Source organism: Oscillatoria sp. FACHB-1407 (assembly GCF_014697545.1).
Taxonomy (GTDB): Bacteria; Cyanobacteriota; Cyanobacteriia; order Elainellales; family Elainellaceae; genus FACHB-1407.
Genome location: NZ_JACJSA010000007.1, coordinates 26624 through 48102, shown reverse-complemented (window position 1 = coordinate 48102; position 21479 = coordinate 26624). Strand labels below are relative to the sequence as shown.

Annotated in this window: 18 protein-coding genes; 12 read left to right on the top strand and 6 right to left on the bottom strand. The window is 49.0% G+C overall.

Going from position 1 to position 21479, the window contains the following annotated elements; all coding sequences use genetic code 11:
* The first annotated feature begins 219 nt into the window (after window positions 1-219).
* From H6G89_RS13170 to H6G89_RS13155, 4 genes are all read left to right on the top strand, one after another.
* Window positions 220-993, top strand: coding sequence for a MinD/ParA family ATP-binding protein (locus H6G89_RS13170; protein ID WP_190506898.1), 774 nt, complete (start codon window positions 220-222; stop codon window positions 991-993).
* On the top strand, window positions 994-1341 hold the full coding sequence (locus tag H6G89_RS13165; RefSeq protein ID WP_190506896.1) for a hypothetical protein: 348 nt from the start codon (window positions 994-996) through the stop codon (window positions 1339-1341).
* A 115-nt stretch (window positions 1342-1456) separates the two neighbouring features.
* On the top strand, window positions 1457-3400 hold the full coding sequence (uvrC, locus tag H6G89_RS13160) for an excinuclease ABC subunit UvrC (protein WP_190506894.1): 1944 nt from the start codon (window positions 1457-1459) through the stop codon (window positions 3398-3400).
* A 7-nt stretch (window positions 3401-3407) separates the two neighbouring features.
* Entirely contained in the window at window positions 3408-4358 is a 951-nt protein-coding gene (locus H6G89_RS13155; RefSeq protein ID WP_190506891.1) for a 2-hydroxyacid dehydrogenase, read from the top strand.
* 479 nt (window positions 4359-4837) lie between these two features.
* Here the strand turns inward: H6G89_RS13155 and H6G89_RS13150 are convergent, their stop codons facing one another.
* Together H6G89_RS13150 and dtd are read right to left on the bottom strand one after the other, a co-directional pair.
* Window positions 4838-5632 (bottom strand): HAD family hydrolase, encoded by a 795-nt coding sequence (locus H6G89_RS13150; protein WP_190506890.1) that lies wholly within the window; start codon window positions 5630-5632, stop codon window positions 4838-4840.
* A gap of 178 nt (window positions 5633-5810) precedes the next feature.
* Window positions 5811-6284, bottom strand: coding sequence for a D-aminoacyl-tRNA deacylase (dtd, locus tag H6G89_RS13145; protein WP_190506888.1), 474 nt, complete (start codon window positions 6282-6284; stop codon window positions 5811-5813).
* 310 nt (window positions 6285-6594) lie between these two features.
* Between dtd and H6G89_RS13140 the strand changes: the two genes are divergently transcribed.
* Complete coding sequence (locus H6G89_RS13140; protein ID WP_190506886.1) at window positions 6595-10077, top strand: O-linked N-acetylglucosamine transferase family protein; 3483 nt, start codon at window positions 6595-6597, stop codon at window positions 10075-10077.
* A 131-nt stretch (window positions 10078-10208) separates the two neighbouring features.
* On the opposite strand, the gene H6G89_RS13135 is transcribed toward H6G89_RS13140, so the two are convergent.
* Window positions 10209-10733, bottom strand: coding sequence for an outer membrane beta-barrel protein (locus H6G89_RS13135; RefSeq protein WP_190506884.1), 525 nt, complete (start codon window positions 10731-10733; stop codon window positions 10209-10211).
* Between the two features lie 997 nt (window positions 10734-11730).
* On the opposite strand from H6G89_RS13135, the gene H6G89_RS13130 reads away from it, so the two are divergent.
* The 6 genes from H6G89_RS13130 to H6G89_RS13105 all read left to right on the top strand — a co-directional run bounded on the left by H6G89_RS13130 (window position 11731) and on the right by H6G89_RS13105 (window position 16759).
* The gene (locus H6G89_RS13130; protein ID WP_190506882.1) at window positions 11731-12363 is read left to right on the top strand and encodes a tetratricopeptide repeat protein; all 633 of its coding nucleotides are present in this window, start codon (window positions 11731-11733) and stop codon (window positions 12361-12363) included.
* Window positions 12360-12551, top strand: coding sequence for a hypothetical protein (locus H6G89_RS13125; RefSeq protein WP_190506879.1), 192 nt, complete (start codon window positions 12360-12362; stop codon window positions 12549-12551). Before H6G89_RS13130 ends, H6G89_RS13125 begins: the two co-directional genes overlap by 4 nt.
* A gap of 188 nt (window positions 12552-12739) precedes the next feature.
* Window positions 12740-13180 (top strand): response regulator, encoded by a 441-nt coding sequence (locus tag H6G89_RS13120; RefSeq protein WP_190506878.1) that lies wholly within the window; start codon window positions 12740-12742, stop codon window positions 13178-13180.
* Window positions 13181-13365: 185 nt separating this feature from the next.
* Window positions 13366-14583, top strand: a complete 1218-nt coding sequence (gene purT, locus H6G89_RS13115; protein WP_190506876.1) for a formate-dependent phosphoribosylglycinamide formyltransferase — start codon at window positions 13366-13368, stop codon at window positions 14581-14583.
* Window positions 14584-14693: 110 nt separating this feature from the next.
* A complete protein-coding gene (locus H6G89_RS13110; RefSeq protein WP_190506874.1) occupies window positions 14694-14861 on the top strand; it encodes a hypothetical protein in 168 nt (55 codons plus the stop codon).
* Between the two features lie 38 nt (window positions 14862-14899).
* Window positions 14900-16759 carry a monovalent cation:proton antiporter-2 (CPA2) family protein gene (locus tag H6G89_RS13105; RefSeq protein ID WP_190506872.1) on the top strand — a complete coding sequence of 620 codons (1860 nt, stop codon included), beginning with the start codon at window positions 14900-14902 and terminating at the stop codon, window positions 16757-16759.
* 466 nt (window positions 16760-17225) lie between these two features.
* Here H6G89_RS13105 and H6G89_RS13100 read toward each other — a convergent pair whose 3' ends face one another.
* The gene (locus H6G89_RS13100) at window positions 17226-18494 is read right to left on the bottom strand and encodes a glycosyltransferase (RefSeq protein WP_190506870.1); all 1269 of its coding nucleotides are present in this window, start codon (window positions 18492-18494) and stop codon (window positions 17226-17228) included.
* Between the two features lie 87 nt (window positions 18495-18581).
* Window positions 18582-19481, bottom strand: a complete 900-nt coding sequence (locus H6G89_RS13095) for a sterol desaturase family protein (RefSeq protein ID WP_190506868.1) — start codon at window positions 19479-19481, stop codon at window positions 18582-18584.
* Window positions 19482-20127: 646 nt separating this feature from the next.
* Between H6G89_RS13095 and H6G89_RS13090 the strand changes: the two genes are divergently transcribed.
* The gene (locus H6G89_RS13090; RefSeq protein ID WP_190506866.1) at window positions 20128-20349 is read left to right on the top strand and encodes a hypothetical protein; all 222 of its coding nucleotides are present in this window, start codon (window positions 20128-20130) and stop codon (window positions 20347-20349) included.
* A 166-nt stretch (window positions 20350-20515) separates the two neighbouring features.
* Here the strand turns inward: H6G89_RS13090 and H6G89_RS13085 are convergent, their stop codons facing one another.
* Window positions 20516-21454, bottom strand: a complete 939-nt coding sequence (locus H6G89_RS13085) for a hypothetical protein (protein ID WP_190506864.1) — start codon at window positions 21452-21454, stop codon at window positions 20516-20518.
* Window positions 21455-21479: the final 25 nt, after the last annotated feature.

Sequence of the window (21479 nt, the reverse complement as noted above, 5' to 3'; positions counted from 1 at the left end):
AGCGAAAAATAACACCAAAAAGCGAGAAAAATGAAACCTGAAACATCATTTTCCTCTACTCCAGCACAGACACCCTTCATCGCGCCTCCACCCATTCCCCTTTTACGTCTCCATTCCCCCATTCCCCGTTTGCCTGCGGTATCATACCTGGAGTTCATCAATCCGTGTTCGATAACATTAGGGCAAGTGTGAACTGCTCACCTTCATTGCAGTCAAACTATGGGGAAAATCGTATCTGTTCACTCGTTTCGAGGTGGTACAGGGAAATCAAATTTAGTAGCTAACTTGTCAGGTAGTCTGGCAGTCCAGGGACATCGAGTTGGAGTCATCGATACAGATATTCAATCTCCAGGGATTCATGTCCTGTTTGGATTAGACATTAAGAAGGTCAGATACACGCTCAATGACTACCTCTTGGGACGTTGCTCAGTCGAGGAAGCTGCGTTTGATGTTAGCCCAACCCTTGCGGATGGTGCAGATAAAGTTGCGGCTAGCGGCGGCAAGATTTACCTGATTCCCTCCAGTATGAAGGTAAATGAAATCACCACGGTGTTAAGTGAGGGCTATGATGTTGGGCTGCTCACCAGTGGGTATGAGCAACTGTGTCAAAGTCTGAAACTCGATTACTTGTTGATCGACACTCATCCAGGGGTCAACGAAGAAACCCTGTTGTCAATCGGTATTTCTAATCTGCTGATTGTGATTTTGCGTCCCGATTATCAAGACTATCAGGGTACTGCTTTGACGGTGAAAGTAGCCAAAGAATTAGCCGTTCCTAAGATTGTGTTGCTGGTCAATAAGGTTTTGACGGATTACGACTTCAACGATATCCGTCAGGAGATGGAGAAGACCTACGATGTCCCGGTGGCGGCAGTGCTACCGCAATCCGATGAAATGATGCGCTTGGCAAGTCGTCAGATTTTCTGCCTCTGCTATCCTGATCACCCCATCACTCAGCTGATCAATAACGTTGTTGCCAAAATCACAGCCTAGATGCTGGAACCTAACCCAGACCAGACACCACCAACATCTCGTTCGCCCCAAACTGGGTTGACCATGGCGGATGTGCTGGCATTACCTGATTTAGAGCGGCAGTTGGTGAATTCGATGTTGCGATCGCAACCCCCAACAGGGATGACCAGGGCAGAGGCGATCGCCGCTCTCAATCAAAACAACGATCTTGAGGAATCCGCCATCTACGCCGCCTTTGATCGCCTGCTGCAAAGGGGGTTTCTGCGCCCTGTAGACACCAGCACCGAGGCACGCTATCGGGTACAACTGGGGTCAATGCGGGCACAACGACCTCAATCCTATTGGAAGCGGCTCAGCCCTGATCAGTAATCCGCCACATCAATTCGGGAATCGCCCACCCCATCTGCATCTCAACACAGTATCCTAAAAAGTGAATGCACCTGACCCTCTACTAACCCTCTACAGCGGTGCGATCGCTTAGCCTGTGACTTCTGACAAAGCTCTCACTCTAGTTAAAGATCCTGAGCGTCTGGAGACTCGCCTCAAAGAGATTCCCCAGGAGCCAGGGGTCTATTTCATGCGCGATGCCAGCGATAACATTCTCTACATTGGCAAGTCCAAGAGTTTGCGATCGCGCGTTCGCTCCTATTTTCGGGACAACCACGACCACAACCCCCGCATTGCCTTGATGGTGATGCAGGTGGCTGAGATTGAGTTCATTGTCACCGATACAGAAGCGGAGGCACTGGCACTCGAAGCCAATTTGGTGAAGCAGCATCAACCCCACTTCAACGTGCTGCTCAAAGATGACAAAAAGTATCCCTATCTCTGCATCACCTGGTCAGAGGAATATCCCCGCATTTTTATCACCCGTAAGCGGCGATCGGGCAATGAGAAAGACCGCTATTACGGCCCTTATGTAGATGTGGGTTTGTTGCGCCGTACCTTGAATCTGGTGAAGCGGGTCTTTCCCCTGCGGCAACGTCCCCAACCGCTGTTTAAAGATCGTCCCTGCCTCAACTACGACATCGGGCGGTGTCCGGGGGTGTGTCAAAAGTTGATTAGCTCCGAGGACTATCGCAAGATCTTGCAAAAGGTGGCAATGATTTTCCAGGGACGCACTCAAGAACTGGAGGAAATCCTATCAGCCCAGATGGAGAAAGCCGCTGAAGACCTCAACTTTGAATATGCGGCTCGGTTGCGCGACCAGATTCGCGGGATTCAGTCCCTCGGTGCCGACCAAAAAGTATCGCTGCCGGATGATACGCTTTCCAGAGATGCGATCGCCCTTGCCGCTGACGATCAACACGCCTGCATTCAACTCTTCCAGATTCGTGCCGGACGGCTGGTGGGACGGTTGGGATTTGTCGCAGATGCTCAATCCGGTACACCCGGAGCGATTTTGCAACGAGCCTTAGAGGAACACTTCCAAACCGTCGAATCGATCGAAATTCCCGCTGAGATTTTGGTGCAGCATGAATTGCCCGATGGCGATATTTTGTCGCAGTTCTTGACGGAACGACGGGGACGCAAAGTGACGATTGTCGTTCCGCATCGGCAAACCAAAGCCGACCTGATCGACATGGTAGAGCGCAACGCCGGATACGAACTGGCACGCACCCAACGCTTTGCCGATCGCAACAATCAAGCTATGCTCGACCTGGCAGAACTGCTCGACCTGCCCGACCTGCCGCATCGACTCGAAGGCTATGACATCTCCCACATTCAGGGATCAGATGCTGTCGCCTCTCAGGTGGTGTTTGTGGATGGCTTGCCCGCCAAGCAACACTATCGCCACTACAAAATCAAGAACCCTACGGTGCGATCGGGTCACTCCGATGACTTCGCCAGCATGGCAGAGGTGATTCAACGTCGTTTCCGCCGCTATGCCCAAGATCCCAATTTGCAACGGGTGGGCAACCCCGACTTCCCTGATTTGGTGATGATCGACGGAGGCAAAGGGCAACTCTCAGCCGTGGTGGAAGTGCTGCGCGAGATGAACTTGATGGAAGATGTCAAGGTCGTCAGCCTAGCCAAGCAACGCGAAGAGATCTTCTTACCAGGGGAATCATCACCCCTTGCTACGGAGGCAGAACAACCGGGCGTTCAATTACTGCGCCGCTTACGCGATGAAGCCCACCGCTTTGCTGTTAGCTTCCATCGTCAACAACGCAGCGATCGCATGCGGCGTTCCCGTCTAGAAGAGATCCCAGGGTTGGGTTACACCCGCCAAAAGCAACTGCTGGCACACTTCCGCTCGATCGATTACCTGCGCGAGGCATCTCCCCAACAAATTGCGGAGGTATCGGGCATCGGTCCCAAAATGGCACAGCAAATCTACGATTACTTTCACCCATCCATGGCGATCGAAGACCCACCCTCTACAACACCCCCTCCAGAGCGTTCTCCTGAACCTGCCGTAGAATAATACCCTCATGAAACTGGTTTTCCCCGATTACCTTGAGCTACTGGATGAAGATTGGCAGGCACTCAATCGCCTTGGTGAAGTCACCCGCTATGACGACATCCCGGCAAGTGAGACAGAGCTAATCCAACGGATTCAAGGGGCAGAGCTAATTGGTACAGCGGTGGTTGCCATTACTCCATCCGTCATCCAACAGTGCCCTCATTTGAGATACATCGTAGTGCCAGGGATTGGTTACAACCACGTTGACGTAGCTGCTGCAACTGAGGCAGGCATCCAAGTCATGAACTGCCCCACCAACAACGTGTTAGCCGTCGCAGAATTTACGCTGGGGTTGATGTTTGCCATTACTCGCCGCATTGTTACCGCTCATGGGTTGTTGACTCAAGGCATTTGGGACTTTAAACCGTTGCAGGGGGTAGAGTTGTCGGGCAAAAAGCTTGGGCTAATTGGTCATGGGGCGATCGCTCAAGCCGTGGAACAACGGGCGATCGCACTGGGTATGACCGTCACCTACGCCACCTCAAAAACATCTCCAGAGCAACTCGATCGCCTGTTAGCCGAATCCGATATCGTTAGCTTGCACCTGCCCCTCACCCCCCAATCCAAATACCTGCTGGATGAGCGACGCTTGCGCTTGATGAAGCCGACCGCTTATCTGATCAACACCGCACGAGGGGCGATCGTAGATCCCAAAGCACTGCTCACCGTACTGCAAGAGAAACGCATTGCGGGTGCTGCTCTCGATGTGTTTGAGCAAGAACCCACCGATGGCACAACGAGTCCAGAGATTCAAGCGTTAGCCCAGTTGGATAATGTCGTCTTGACGCCTCACATTGCCTATAACTCGCAGGAAGCTCTCGCTCGGTTGGGGCAGGAAATTTTGCAAGCGATCGCCGCGTGCTTGAAAGGCGATCCCATCAATGTGGTGAACGCAATCAGTAAAAAGGATAAACGCTAAAGGATAAAGGGGAATAAAGAGAAGAGAGAAAAAAGACAAGGGGATGAGCCGAGTTATAGCTCTAGAGTGAGTCCTGCTGAAAGAGATGCGATTAATCGCGTCTGTCCTGTTAAGGATCACGAATTTATTAAGGTGTAATTCCTGGCGTAGGGACGTGGCATTCGGTCAAAAGCCCTTGCCATTGTTTCAGAACCCTCTGCCGACTGCCACGCCCGTAAAGGGGGTTGCCGTTTTTCAGGTTATTTAATTCACGATCCTAAGTACAACTCATCGTCAATAAGGGTGGAAATTTGGGGTGCAGGGGTGGAACCCCTGGCTGGGGGCGCAGCCCCACACCCCCCTGGTTTTATTTCCAAACCCTATCTGTGAATCACAGTACTAAGTGCATAACAGCGGGTTTAATCACCAAGATCCTTATCCCGAATCCACACTTCATCAACCATTGACCATTGACCACCGACCGTTGACGATCGCCCAGTTTACACACTGGCAAATAAGCTTTGACTCACCAGATAATGCGCTGCTGACAGCAACTCACTGTGAATGCGGGTGGGCAAAAACTTTTCCAAATAGGTTTGGCTGCGAATGCCACAAGTGAGGGCGATCGTCGGAATGTTAGAAGCTTGCCCTGCCAAAATATCAGCTTCAGTATCGCCAATCATCCAGGCAGGCTCAGTTGCCCAATGGGGAAACTCTTGCAATACTTCGGCCAACAGTTGGATCTTACTTTCAGCCGCGTTGCCATAGGCAACCGTGTCATCCTGCGTGCCGCGAATTAGCGTAAACAGGTTTGCCAGCCCATAGCTCTGCAAAATCTCAGTGGCTTGCTCTTGACTCCGCAGGGTGACCAGCACCAGACGCACGCCCTGCGAGTGGAGCAGTTCCAGTGCCCACCGCACTCCTGGTTGCAGGTGGTCTTGATGTAGCAAGGCAGGCTGATTCACGATGGAGCACACCCGCTGCAAAAAGTAATCCATCTGTTCCTGCCGCAACCCCGACCGCAACGCGATTTCGAGATCGGGAACCCGGTCTTGTTTCATTTGCCAAAAGTGGGTTTTGCTCAACAGGCACAATGGCAGGGGCGCGCCTTTGTCTTGATAGGCAGTTTGAACGTCGGCTAACGCGAGTTGGTAGGTGTTGTAATAGCGATCGCTGACATCAATAATCGGACCGTCAAAGTCACAGAATACGGTTAGGTTTGGAGTGGGGCGCAGAGTAAACCGACCGTCGAAGGGATGGGCTTGGCTCTGATTCAAAGCAACAACTCCTGTCATAAATCGAAACAATAGAGTTACAACTATGGGAAAAAATTAAATATTTCTTCACAGTATCAGCTAAGTCATAAGCCGTCAACAAAAAATCGACTTTTAATGATTTGGATAGCTTATACTGCATTCAACTCTTCCTTAAACATATTGACAAAAGTCATATATTCTCCGTCTAAAGAGTTCCCTAAATCGCCTCCTTCTCTAACATCAGCGTCACAGGGCCATCATTGGCGATCGCCACCTGCATATTGGCACCGAATCGCCCTGTTTCGACCCGCAACCCACTGCTTCGCAATTTATCAACAAACTGGTTGTAAAGTTGTTCTGCGTGAACAGGTGTAGCCGCTTTGTCAAACGACGGACGGCGACCTTTACGAGCATCCCCATACAGCGTGAATTGGCTGATCACCAGCAATTCTCCTCCAATCTCCTGCACCGACTGGTCAAACCCACTCGTTTCTGAGGGAAACAAACGCAGTTCCAAACACTTACGCGCCATCCACTCTAGCTCTGCTTCTGTATCCGTCTCAGCAATACCCACCAGCAGATTTAGCCCTCGCCCAATACTACCTGCGATTACCCTAGAGGGGGAACTGCTTTGCACCGCTCCATCGATCGTGACCTGGGAAGAGGTGACTCGTTGAATAATGACACGCATAGGAAAGAAGGAAAAAAGAAGAGAGAAGAAAGAAGGATAAACGATGAAGGATAAGAGAGGAAAGATGGAGGAAAGCTCAGGGAAAGAGGACAATAAGGAATACAACGATAAAAGATAAAGGATAAAAACGAGGATGTTGTGAGGATGCAAAACTTCAAATTAGCGTCGCTGGATGCAGATATGATTCTCAAAAACTTACCACTGCTGTACAGGCGTTTATCCTATTCTTTCTTCTCTTCTCACTTTTTATCCTTTACCCCTCATCCTTAATCCTTTTCTTTTTTCCTTCTTCTTTCCTTCCTTCTTCCCTATGCGGATTGCTTTTCTTGACCCTATCCCCTGGGATTATCGAACTGAAACACCCTATCAGCAACCCCTGGGTGGTTCTCAATCCGCGGCGTGCTACCTGGCAGAGGCATTGGCACAGGCAGGACATACGGCGTTTTTGTTAAACAACACCGCTCTGACTGATCTCTCGCGTGGAGTCATTTGTTTACCGTTGTCAGCAGGTTCACCCGAATTGCTCAAATCCCTGGCGTTAGATGCGTTGATTGTGGTCAACCAACCTGAAGTGGGGCAACACTTTCGCCGATTGTTACCTGATTCAACGCGGTTAGTGTGTTGGATTCAAAGTGCAGCTGATCAAGAAAATGCGCGATCGCTCCATCAACGAGAACAACAACAGGCATATGACGGGTTCGCCATGGTGAGTGAGTGGCAGCGAAACCAGTTTCACCAACACTTTGGGCTACCGTTGAACAAAATGCGAGTGTTGCGAAATGCGATCGCCCCAACCTTTCAATCTCTTTTTTCTTCTGAACCATCAATTCTTGCCGCTAAAACTCAAGCACCCATCTTGGCATATACCAGCACTCCCTTTCGGGGGTTAGAACTCTTGCTAGAGCTGTTTCCTAGAATTCGAGATGCTGTTCCTGGAACTACGCTCAAGGTGTTTTCGAGTATGCGCGTCTATCAACAGGATGCAGCTGAAGATGAGTTTAAGGAACTGTATGACCGTTGCTATGCATTGCAGGGGGTGGACTATGTTGGCTCTCTATCTCAATCGGAACTCGCCCAGGCATTGCGATCGGTAACAGTATGGACGTATCCCAATATCTTCTTTGAAACGTCTTGTATTGCGGCAATGGAGGCGATCGCCAGTGGGTGTCGGGTAATTACCAGTGCGATCGGAGCCTTGCCCGAAACCACCGCAGGTTTTGCTCAGTTAATTCCCATTGCTGATGCTGAAACTGCTGTCGCTCAACGGTTTGTCTCCTTTACACCAGAAACTCGGCAAGCATTTTGTCAGCAGTTTGTAGACGCAACGGTGCGGGTGTTGCAGGCACAGGCAACCGACCCAACCGCAGTCGAGACAGCGTTACAACAGCAAGTGGACTATATCAATCAGAATTGTATCTGGTCAGTGCGTGTTCACCAGTGGATAGAGTGGCTCAACTCCCTAGAAACACTGGAACTAACACCGTTAAATCCCCCGATAAAGACGGAGCATCCAATCCACGAATCTTTTTTAGAACCAATTCCTCCGTCACCACCCGACCTGCCGTCCGTTGCTCAGCTATCTCCTTCCGCAATCACCCAGTTGTTAGACCAAGCCGCCCAGTTGGGGCAAGCCGGACAGTTCGCAGAGGTGCAACGAATTTGTCAGCAAATCCTGCAACAGCAGCCTCAAACGGCACAGGCACTCCATTTGTTGGGACTGGCACAACTCCAACTACGTGACACCGAAGCTGCTTTAACCTCCTTGCAACAGGCGATCGCCCTGGCACCCAACGCGGCTGAATATCATGGGCATCTGGGCGTTGCCTTGTGCAGTTGTGAACAAGTGGAGGAGGGCATTACAGCTTATCAACGGGCATTGCAGTTGCAGCCTCAGTTAACCGATGTGCGCTATAACCTGGCATTGGCATTGCATCGACAGGGAAATCTTTCAGACGCGATCGCCCACTATCAACAGGTTGTAGCTCGTCAACCGCAAAACACGCAAGCTCTCTTGAATTTGGGAAATGCCCTGCAACAACGCCAGCAGTACGATCGGGCGATCGCTCGCTATCAACAAGCCCTCAAGCTGCGACCCGATCAAGCCGAAACTTGGTTGCGTTTGGGCACGGCTCACCAGATGCAGGAGCATTGGGAGGAAGCAATCCGCTGTTTTCAACGCGCATTGACCCTCAACCCTGAGTCAGTCGAAACGCACAACAATTTGGGCATCATCCTGTACGAGTTAGGTCGCGCACGAGAGGCGATCGCCCACTTTGAACAAGCTCTGGCACTGCAACCCAATTTGACCCATGCCGGATTAAATTTGGGCAATACGCTGTTAAAGCTAGAGCGATTTGCAGAAGCAGAAACCGCCTATCGGCAGGTGTTGCAGCGTGAACCAGATAATCTCAAAGCTCTGGATGGATTGGTGCGTTTGTTGCGACAAACCTGCCAGTGGGCAGATGTGGAAGCTCTGAGCGATCGCCTCATCACGGTTGCTCAAACCCAACTGGATCAGGGCAAACCCTGTTCAGTCACTCCTTTGAACACGTTACTGCTCCCTTTTTCAGCCGCACAACAACAGGCGATCGCACAACAGACCGCACAGGCGATTGCCCAATCCGTCGCAGAACGTCGTCAACAGTTGGGCTTCCAGTTCAATGAGAAGCCTCATACAGCCCATCGTCGATTACGAATCGGCTATGTCTCCGGGGATTTTCGCGATCATGCCGTGGCTCACCTGATGGTGCGATTGTTTGGGCTGCATAACCGTGAGCAGTTTGAAGTGTTTGCCTATTCCCTCGGTCCTGATGATGGCAGCGACTACCGTAAGACCTTTGAACAGGAGTGCGATCGCTTTATAGATATCAGTCATTGGACACCTGCCGCCAGTGCCCAACAAGTCTTTCAAGACGGCATTGATATTCTGGTAGATCTAGCAGGTTACACCGAATTTAGCTCTCCCCGGCTATTTGCGCTGCAACCTGCCCCAATTCAAGTGAACTATTTGGGCTATCCCGGCACGATGGGCGCAGACTTTATCGATTACGTCCTCACCGATCGGGTCATCACCCCACCGGAGCTAGCTTCCACCATGACGGAGCACTGCGTTTATCTGCCTCATTGCTATCAAATCAATGACAACCAACAAGCGATTCCTCCTGCCCCTTCTCGCCCTGCCATAGGTTTGCCAGAAACAGGTTTTGTCTACTGTTGCTTTAACAACACCCGCAAAATTGATCCTCACTTGTTTTCGGTGTGGATGCGGATTCTACAACAGGTTCCTAACAGTGTGATGTGGCTGTTTCATAGTTATCCAACGGCAGAACATAACCTCAAGCAAACCGCCGAAAAGCAGGGGATTAGGGGCGATCGCCTGATCTTTGCCCAACGACTGCCCAAGGCAGAGCACCTGAACCGTCTGCAACTCGCCGATTTGTTTCTCGACACTCGCTTTTACAACGCCCACACTACCGCCAGTGATGCACTCTGGGCAGGAGTTCCTGTCCTCACCACCCTCGGAGACACCTTTGCCGCTCGTGTTGCAGCTAGTCTGTTAACCGCTGTTGGTCTGCCAGAACTGATCACACCTTCGCTAGAAGCGTATGAACAACAGGCAATTCAACTCGCACAACACCCCCAAACCCTGCACGCTCTCAAAACTAAACTCGCCACACAACGCCTCACCATGCCGCTCTACGACACGGAGCGATCGGTACGGGCAATCGAGCAAGCCTATCAGATGATGTGGCAGGTTTATCAGTCAGGGGAATCACCGCGATCGCTGCCTTAGCTGATATAGCTGTAGCTGAAGGAGGCTCCCTTTAAAGCAATACCCCTTCAGCTATCGATAACCGTAGCGATTAAGATTAAGCCAGGAGCGGGGGCAGTGCCCCCTGCGTCACATCTGGCTTCGTCGGGATGTTAGAACCTGTAAGCGGCTCCTAACTGTAGGCTGACAGCAGAATCAGAATTCCCTTCGTAGGCATCAATCCCCAGTTTTGCATCGCCATATAAGGCAATGTTTCTTGTAACTGCCGTTTCAACACCTGCGGTCAAAACAGGAGCGTTTTGGTTGCCGAGGGGTGTAGCATCTTCATCGTCTGTGACAAAAGAGTAGCCCGCACCAAGGTAAAGGTTAGTGTTAGGAGCGATGCCTACGTCATAGGAAATGATAGGCATGAGAGCAGCACTTCCATCACTGATCAGGGCTGAACCTCTTAAGGAAATGGGTGCGTTAGCCAGATCATAACGACCTTGAACATTGCCACCAAAAGTAGTGTCGTCATCAGGGTTGCTTACACCTGCGGAGACACCAGCTCCGACATAGCTACCAGTCATGCCTCTAGCGACTTGAGCTGATGCCGAATCAGCCAAAGACAACACTGGGACGATTGTTGATGCTGCCAGAATAGAAAGAGTGACAGCGGATTTCCAGGAAAATTTCATTGCGATCTCCACGTTCAAATTGCAAATTGAAATGACTCAGGATTCACTAAGCCAGGTCAGAGATTTCAATCCATTTTTATGTAACGTTGGTTGCTGAGATAACGTTAACAAAATAGATTGAGATATCAAATTCATTAGATGCTTGTGTTTAAGCATGACTTTAAGAAGTCGATCCAGAAATTTAGCTATTGTGCTTCCGATAAAGCTATCGGTCTTAGCTTATCCCATGTAGAAACTCTAGAACTCAGCTACAGGCGAATGTTGTCTACATGGCTTATGAATGGGTGGGAGCGATCGCACATCAGCTCATAACTGAATCTTTGCTTTTACATCTCTCCATGACTTAAACACTGTGTCATCAGAACTAGTATCTTTACTCTGTATATCTGTTGTATCGCTCTTAAAAGATCAACTATTTCTGTAGTAGTCTGTTGTTTAACTGTCACACAGATATCGCATGAAATGATTCAAAAGTACTTTAAAAGTAAGAAATAAATGATATGAATGACGCTGTGATGACGTTCTGAATGCACTATTTGTTCCCACAATATCAGCTTAATTGAATAAATAGCGAGATCACATTCGCCGCACTCATTTGGTAGGACTGCAAATCCTCATAGGGGGTTGCTGACCCAATTTATGAATTTCGTAGGAGCGTTTCGCGAAACATCCGTACAGGGGTCTATAAAGCCCTCACAGGTTTCATCCCAAAGGAGTAGTCGGAGAAGGGGTGAATGAGTACAGGCTGCATCGGGGAATCCTTACTCATAGTGCCCAAGGTTCCATTCCTCTTGCCAGACAAGTCCAGCTTTCTGACCAACCCTATACTTCTTCCGAGTTACCTGAAGGCTTTAGAATCTACCGATTGCAGTTGAACGATCGCCTAGCTTTTTATATCAAAACCCTCTATGGCTCCTGCCGATTCTCCTGCTCCTAATTCCTTATTTGCGATTCCGCTGTTAAATCGTGCCAAAGATCAGTATGCGAAAGCGTAAACTTGCAACTGATCACAGATCGTCATGATGCTAAAGCCTGGGTGTCTAAAAGTACACTGCTCTCTAATTCTGGCGATTACTCGGATGCACTGCAACATCTCGATCGTTCACTACAACTTGATCCAACGCTGGCAGTTGCCTGGATGTCTAGGGGCGTGGTTAACGCTGCCCTTGAAAATTATTCCGCTGCCTTAGAAGACTTAACTCATGCGCTGCAAATTGATGCAAATTCTGTAGATGCTTACCTCAATCGGGCGACTGTTTATTTGCAGATGAAATTGTATCAGGAGGCAATTCAAGATTGCGATCGCGCTCTACAACTCGATGACCATTCTTTAGCAGCTTATTTCCTGCGTAGCCAAATCAAATTCGTCTTGGGCTTGCACCAGGAGGTGATTCAGGACTGCGATCGCGCTCTACAACTCGATGTCGATTCTGAATTCGTTCTTTTCCATTACATCAAAGGGTCATCGCTTTTATTCCTGGGTCAATATCGTTCTGCTCTTGATGAGTTTTTAGAAGAATTTCGTTTAACACCGGAACCCTCTTCTGACCAATATTACAGAATTGCTTTAGTGCAATATTGGTTGGGGATGAATAATAAGGCGATCGCCATCTTCGTTATTGATTGGTGAGAGGAGAAGCGTTATCTGTCGCCGGATTCAAACCAGAAGGTTTAGCGATCGCCCGTCACATTGCCGAACTCCACAACGGCACCATTCATGCAGAAAGTGTCGGAGAAGGACAAGAGGTAGTCTTTACCGTCAGGCTACCATTGCTCCAAAAGAGAGATGATTGCAGCAGCATTCAACCTGACCGTTGATCGATGTGAACGCTATAAACCCAGAGAATAATTGGCGATCGCCTACGGGTCAGTCAGGTTGAAAGCGTTCGCTGTCATCTACCCTCAAGTGAAGCCATCCAATGAAACAGATGTGTCAATCAGAAGATGTCTCAAATTATGGGAAGTGTTGTATTGAATATAATGCTTTGCCTCAAAGGGTGGCGATTATGCATTCACATCAAAGCCGACCTACAGAAGCGAGCCAGCAAAATTCGCTGGAGGGCATCCACATCCTATTGGTTGAGGATGAACCAGACATTGCCGATTTGTTGTTGTTCGTTCTACAAACAGCTGGTGCGAGCGTCAGAAGGTGCAGCAGTGCTGAATCTGCCCTTCTGCTCTTAGAGTCGTTTCGCCCCCATCTTCTCATCAGTAATATTCAACTGCTGGCGCATGATGGGAATTGGTTGATTCAGCAGATTCGCAATCATCCACGCCCTGATCTTCGCCATCTGCCAGCCTTGGGTGTCACCTCCTATCACCGAGAGGTTTCTGCTGACCGCGCGTTAGCATCTGGGTTTAATTGTTTTCTGTCCAAGCTAGACTCACCCAACACCCTGGTTGAGGTTATTTCTACGCTTGTGAGGTCGTCACGGGATGATTGGTGATTAATGTTGATCTGAGGACGGGTGACTGGAAAAGGTGTAATACCAATTTATGGATTGGTATGAAATTGAAGGCTGCTGTGCCAATGGTTGATTCATCGCGTTGCATTGGCTAAACAGCATTTGGAATATGGATCCTGCTTCGTCAGATAATTAAAGGGACAACAAACCTTCTTCTGTGTTTCATCATGACCGATCTGTCTTCCTGGGGTACGTCCCTGACCACCACTGCTCAACGGCTTCTCTTGCTTGGTTCCGGCGAACTGGGCAAAGAAGTTGCCATTGAAGCCATGCGTCTGGGGTTAGAAGTCATCGCGGTGGATGCCTATGCGAATGCACCCGCAATGCAGGTTGCCCATCGATCGCACGTGATCAATATGCTGGATGGAGCCGAGGTGCGGCGGGTTGTTGAGCAGGAAAAACCGGGGCTGATCGTGCCGGAAGTCGAGGCGATCGCCACAGCTACTCTTGTAGACCTGGAACAGGAAGGCTGGCGCGTTATCCCCACCGCAAAGGCGACTCAACTCACTATGAACCGAGAGGGAATTCGGCGTCTGGCGGCTGAGGAGTTAGGGCTAAAAACCTCGCCCTACCGCTTTGCGGAAACGGAAGCAGAATATCGGCAGGCGATCGCGGAGTTAGGCTTGCCCTGTGTGGTCAAACCCGTCATGAGTTCCTCTGGAAAAGGTCAGAGTACCGTTCGCACCGAGGCAGATATACAACCTGCCTGGGAGTACGCCCAAGCCGGGGGACGCACTAAAGGGGGGCGAGTCATTGTCGAAGGCTTTATCCCTTTTGACACCGAGATTACCTTACTGACGGTTCGTTCGGCATCAGGAACCCACTTCTGCCCGCCCATTGGTCATATTCAGGTGAGTGGCGACTACCGAGAATCCTGGCAACCCTGCGACCTGCACCCCCAGACGCTAGAGCAGTGCCAGAAAATTGCCGAGAAGATTACAACGGCTCTTGGGGGATGGGGCATCTTTGGCGTTGAACTTTTTATTCAGGGAGCAGGCGAAACCGCGCAAACTGTTTACTTCAGTGAAGTCAGTCCCCGTCCTCACGATACCGGGATGGTGACGCTGATTAGTCAGACGATGTCTGAGTTTGAGTTGCATGTGCGGGCGATCGCAGGGCTTCCCATCGGCGAAATTACCCTGATCCAACCGGGAGCATCGGCTGTGATTCTCGCCAATGCGGCGGGCGACAATCCCCGCTTTACCGGAATTAGCGAAGCGTTGCAAGTGCCGACGAGTAAAGTCCGTCTGTTTGGGAAGCCTCGCGCTTATCGGAATCGTCGCATGGGGGTTGCGTTGGCTCTAGGTGATACCGTGGAGCAGGCTAGAGAGCGAGCGACAGCCAGTGCGGCGGCTGTTACCGTTTTGGTGGATGATGCTGGATAAATGAGTTTGAGATGAGCATCGATGGCAATCCGGCAACGGCACCCTTTATCTACTCAATCATCTCGTAGCGAACCAGTTGGCGAATTTCCTGCTGTCACAAGGGCAGGTCTGTGGCGATCGCCGCTCTAATGGGCTGGGGAGGACGGAGCACAGCGGTTCTATCCCTGGTTCCCCTACTCCAACACGCCTGCGGAGGGCACCTACACGAGACGGCGATCGCCTCCTCGACAACGCTTTGGTTGGGAGCAACTCAAGCAACCCAAACACCTCAATCATGATCCTGAGCACATAATTAACTCGCTGGAACCATCTCTCCATGTCTAATGAAAACTTCTTCTTTCAAGCGTTCGTTTATTTGGCAGCGGCAGTTCTGACAGTCCCAATTTCTAAACGATTAGGTTTGGGTTCTGTTTTGGGATATTTAATTGCCGGAGTTATCATTGGTCCCTTTGGGTTGCGCTTAGTAGGACAGGAAGGTCAGGATGTCATGCGCTTCGCCGAATTTGGTGTCGTGATGATGTTATTTCTCGTGGGGTTGCAGCTTCAGCCAGAGTTGCTGTGGCGAATGCGAGTTTCAATTCTGGGCTTGGGCGGATTGCAGATGATTGCTAATGTCATTCTCCTGTCGGGGATAGGGCTTCTGTTGGAATTACCCTGGCAATCAGCAGTGGCGATCGCGTTAATCTTGCCGCTTTCCTCAACGGCGATCGGTGTGCAAACCCTAACTGAACGGGGAGTGATGAAAACAGAAGAGGGACAATCTGCCTTCTCCATCTTGCTGTTTCAGGCTGTTGCTATTATTCCTATTCTGGCACTGTTGCCCCTACTGTCTACAGCTCCAATTGAATCTGTCGATCAAGCAACGAATAATACGCTGGCAGGCTGGCAGCAAACCCTATTGGTTATAAGCACAGTCGGTGGCATTGTTGTGGGTGGGCGGTTCCTGATGCGACCGATATTCCGCTTTATTGCAGCCACTCGCCTGCGGGAGATCTTCACAGCAACCGCACTGTTACTGGTGGTGGCTATTACGCTGGCAATGCAAGCGGTGGGCTTGTCTCCTGCATTAGGCACCTTCCTTGCGGGAGTTGTGCTGGCAGAAAGTGAGTATCGCCATGAGTTAAACAGCACGGTAGAACCGTTTCAGAGTTTGCTACTGGGGTTATTCTTTCTCTCGGTTGGAGCCAGTATTAACTTCAATCTAGTCCTGGGTCAACCGATGCTCATTGTGGGGCTAATTGTCGGAGTCTCAATTCTCAAATCTGGCGTGTTAATTGGTCTAGGTAGACTCTTTAAGCTCGATCTAAATCAGAGTATTTTGTTTGCGTTCGCTCTGGTACAAGGAGACGAGTTTGCATTTGTCCTGTTTTCTTTTGCAGCACAAACCAACGTAATCTCAGAGGATTTAGCAGGTAGTTTGATTGCAGTTGTTGCACTTTCAATGCTGCTTTCTCCAATTTTTATGATCGCTTACGATCGCCTGATTGCGCCTCGCTTCATTTCCCAGTCTAACGACCAGGAAGCCGATGAGATTGATGATAATGAAAATGCTGTGATCATTGCTGGCTTTGGGCGGTTTGGTCAAGTTGTAGGGCGGTTACTGCTTGCTAATGGCTATCCGATTACCGTTCTCGAACATAATCCAGCCCAGATTGAGCTTCTGCGTCGCTTTGGTTGGAAAGTCTTTTATGGAGATGCATCCCGAATTGATTTGCTTTATGCATCTGGTGCAGCACAAGCGAGGCTTTTGGTGATTGCGATCGACGATAGTGAGCAGATTTTAGAGATCGTCGATTTAGCGCGTCAGCACTTTCCTCACCTGAGGATTCTGGCGCGGGCAACCGATCGTCGTCATGCCTACGAATTAATTCGTCGGGGTGTGGAGGTAATGAAACGGGAAACGTTTGGATCTGCATTAGATATGGGAGTTGAAGCATTAAAGCTATTGGGAGTGCGCGCCTATAAAGCGCATCGTGCGGCTCAAACCTTTAGAAAGCACGATGAGGAAGCGTTACAGGATATGGCTTTTGTAGAGGGAGATGACACGGCTTTAATGGCTCGCTCTCGCCAGCTAGCAGAGGATCTGGAACGAATTTTGCAATCAGATGAACAAGAAATCTTACATGAGGTTGATCGGGCGTGGGATATTTTAGCTCAACAAAAAGACCCGAACTGAACATCAATTCGCAGAGCTACACACCTGCAATAACCGCCCTTGGACTAGCGGAGGAACGCTAACCAACAGGCGGTCATTCATTTTCATGGCTTTGTGTAAGTTAACCCTGCTCCATGCAGGAGGAGGGTTCCTGGTGGACATGCATCTGTGCACCTGGGACACTGAACCTTATTTGTTGTTATGAGTTCAATTTACTCATCTCTCAGGGGTCTTTACTTCTAACTGTAGTGAGAACACCTCTCTAGCCTGGGGTGAACGTTGAGTTGCATTTAAGTTCTATCCAGTGGTAGGCGATATTTAAATGAATGACTGCGATATTGGGCGGTTGGGTTTAGCAGGCAACACTTGAATTCAGCAAGTTTTATAGCTTGGTCAGAAAGCTTAAGGCAAAAGCAATGGCTCAAACTCTGATGGTGGGAAACGCTTACTCCCTCTCACTCTCACTTTTGAATCTATCAATAGTCGTCTACAAAGTCCTTGTCAAATCTAACGTTGCTTGCATTTTTGTTTGCGTAATCACTTCTTCAATGATGTCAGCCGCATATTTTACCCCACCAGAATGATGAATAGCTGACTGCAAGCGAACCGCATGGCGTTTATAGTCCTTCTGATTTAAAACTTTCTGAACAGTATTTCGCAACTTTGAAACATCTAAATTAGACAAGGATAATAACTCTCCGGCACCAGACCAGGCAATTCGCGCTGCTACTCCCAGTTGATCGTCAGCTAACGGAATCGCAACTAATGGAACGGCATTATTCAGAGATTCTAAAACCGTATTTAACCCGGCATGAGTAATGCAAAGACTCGCTCGCTTTAGTAATTCCAATTGTGGAGCGTATTTCACCACGATTGGATTTCCCGGTAGTTGTGATACTTCTTCTGGTTCTAGCCCACCTCCTAGTGCAATCACAAGCTGCACGTCTAAGGTTGCACAAGCTTCTGCAATTAGCGAAAACAAGTCTTTGATCCGATTGCGAGAAGTTCCCAGTGAGACGTAAATCAAGGGAAGGGAGTTTAACTGCTCAAACGGAAAGTCAACCTTAGAACGTCCAATAGAACTGTGAAAGGGTCCAGTAAAGTGGAAATTGGGTGGGAGTTTACGACGAGGAAATTCGATTTCAGCAACCTGATGACTAATTGTCGCTAGTTTAGAGAAACAGTCATTATAGGTGGAGTAAGGGGGTAATTGGCATTGCTTGCGGTAGTCAGCGATCGCACTCCAAACAGGGCGAGATAGGAGCCAAAGCAGTTTGTACGCAAGCCAATTACGCAACCGAAAATACCAGATTGGGTTGTAGCTCCAGGTTGTTAAAGTCGGTGGAATGTCATTGTCCTGATACAGCATCAAAGAACTACAGACTGTAATAAACGGAACTTGCACAGAATCAGCGATCGCCCCTCCTTCAAAAGCTGACATATCAACCAGTAGAGCTTCAATACCCGCTTGCTGAATCGCAACGGGAGCCTCTCTCAAACTGTCGATCACCCTTGCTCTAAACAGGTCGATGCCCTGAAACAATGCCCTTAACCCGGTCACTTTCGCTCGATCTGGATCAACTTCCGCACTACCGATCGCCCGAAAGTTAAAGCCTGCCTCTATCGTTCTACGTTCTGCACGGGCATCACTGAAGACCGTAATTGAGTGACCCCTGCGTTGAAGTTCCGCTCCCAGTGGGAGCATTGTGTTTAAGTGCCCAGTTCCACCCAAGCAAAGAATACCGTAGTGAGTCATTGTTGTTTTAACTAACCTGAGTTTGGGATCAGAATTTTGGCGGTTGAAACCGCAGCTATCAATTACGCCAGATGCTTGCTTTATATCTCAGCTATTAGAGGCTTTGATCTGTTCCTTCTCGGCAAACTCAGCTATGGATTGATTTGAATTAAACCAGGCTCTAACCCTTTTCCAGGTTCGGTAAGGAAACAAGAGTTGATCTAGAAAAGTTTCCTTGATTTTTTCTCCAATCAACCCAAATTCCCTGGGTTGTTCGCCCTGTGGCATATAAAAAGTACCAAAAATCAGATCGAACACTGGGAAAAGTCCGGCAAAATTTTTGCCTGCTCCAAGTTCTTCTGTTGTGTGATGCCAGCGATGAAAAGCAGGGCTAGAAATGACATAACGAAACGGACCAAATGTCCAAGAAACATTGGCGTGAATCAGGGCAATATGGCTGGTTAGCAATACCACATACACATCAACAGCCATAGGTGAAAAGCCTAACAGTAGTAATGGAGTGGCTTGACACACTCGCGAGATAATGTCGTTGAGTGGATGTAATCGCATTGCCGTGAGCCAATCTATCATTTCACTGCTATGGTGAATGGCATGAATACTCCAAAGCTGACGACTATGATGCCAGCGGTGTGTCCAGTAGCCAATAAGATCGCCCACGACGATCATGATTAGACCTTGTACCCACAGTGGCAGGTATGAAACGGCTCCATAGCCAGCTAAAATCTGATTGACATCCAAGGATAATGTCCCATTTTGGATGGTAATTCGCCCCAACAGCAGATAAAAGGGAACGGCAGCAAGGGCGATCGCCCCAAGACTAATGACTTGCGTCACCAATTGAGTGAAAAACCAGTAAAAGGTGTCTAGCCAAACGCCGCGCCGCCACTTTGGTTGTTCAGGAATGCTTGGGAAAAATCGTTCGAGCACCCCAAAGACCAGGGTAAGAACTACAAATAGAATTAGTGTTCTAACGAACCGTGCTTCCATGCATTAGATGTTTACTTGAGAGTTGCTTGTTTAAGTTCTTTTACATTTACCGTGATAACTTCTAAATAGCAACTGGACGATCGGGTTAAAAATTTAGGATTAAAGTGTTATCAGCACTCTTAATAAAGGTGATGCTGTGTGGCGGGTGTCATTTGAAACTCTGGAGTCTGAGTTGTAGCTTAACTAGCAAACGTACAGCAATTTTCATTTTTGTATGCTAAATCACTCTCTCGCATCGCCTGAATCCACAGGTATTTGCTATGTGGCACTCGTCTGAAAACCGCTGTAAATTGATTCCCCTGAAAGGCGATCGCCTCAGACTACCGCTCTACAACTAAAATCAATGGGATTTCTCCTTGATACTCAGACACCACTGCACTAGACCAAATTACACCTAGACAACATTACACTCAGACAACATTACACTCAGACACCACTGCACTCAGACACCACTGCACTAGACCAAATTACACCTAGACAACATTACACTCAGACAACATTACACTCAGACAACATTGCGCTGTGTGCCATGCAACTCGATCATGGGCGGGCGATCGAATCAGTCTTTAGTAAAAGAAATATCTAATAAGCATCTATCTACGGTACGAAGAAACTCTTTTCTCATCAGGAAAAATAAAATTGCTTCATGGCAGTTGACGCTACAGACTCCGGTGTGAGCCTCAGTCAAACACTGAGCAGCACACACTTTGGGGTGCCCTCACGCTCACAACAACTGGCAGGTGTTCTGAGAAGCAAAGTAAGAGTACTAGTAGATGCGAGTGTGGTTACTGTTGCGATCGCAACCACTACCAGTAACTCTCTCAATCGATTGTCGTTCACAAGCACACCCGGAAGTAAGTGTATCTAAATATACCTTTATATTCTAAGTAGTTTTAGAAACCAATACTTCAGCGAAATTGCCGATTGTGCAGGGTGAGGGCATTGGCGATTCTCACCCCAACAGCTACGACCCATCGTTATAATGCGTGCCCTCAAGGACATCTGTCTGCTGGAGTGATGCAGCCTTTGCGCCCTCACGACCATCGAATCCCTGCTAGCTGGTTCAGACATAAGAGAAACAATTGGGCGTTGGGCAAATTGCTATACATAAACTCATACTTTCCTTTGCCAGACCACCATCGAGCGTCTTTGTGAGCGAAATAAAATGAGCCAGATTGCAGCTTGATATCTTTCATGTCAGTAACGGCAACGGTTTGTGTGGAGCCATCCTTCAGCACAAACTCCAGAAACCCCTGACCCACTCGAACCGCTTGAGGATTGGCTTGTTGCATTGGAAATTCGACATAACCCAGTCGCTGCAATTGTTCATTGATCACCCGCAAGAGGTGATTGCTCCAGGCAGCTTCAGCCGCATTTGCAAAATGCCAGTTGCTTGTGTCATCGGGTAATCCCTGTTGGGCATGGTGTGTTCCCCAGATCTCAAAGGGTTTGCGACCAGGCATCTGCCAGGTATAACGAAAATCTGTGCCCTGATAGGCTCCATTTTTGTATCGTCGAGTTTGCGATGTGTAGAGATTAGCAGCATCTTGAAAGCGCATGATGCTCGATTCGGGTTCAGCAGACCGAGAACCGTTGATGGAGTATTCGGCAATTCCCTGTTCGCCAACATAGGAACAGGTTTGATAGAAAACCAGGATGTAAGTGTAAATCAATGCTGCGGCGATCGCCCCCACCACTAAACCAGTCAGCACATTCCATGGCAACGGGATGTGAAAAGCAGTCACAAGTAACGCAGTAACAACTGTGAAACCAATGCCCCACAACAATGCGCGAAACAGTCGCTGAGCCGTTGATAACGGTTGGGTTGATACGGTCAGAGTACTGTAAGCAGAAGTAATTTTGCCGATCTCAATCGGTGGTGCAGCAAAAAACTCTAAATCTGATGAAATCGGTTTACCCGCATGGGTGGTGATCCCGGCAGGGGGTATCCAGGCAGAAGATGTGGTGACCATTGAATTGATATAACCCTCATTGATG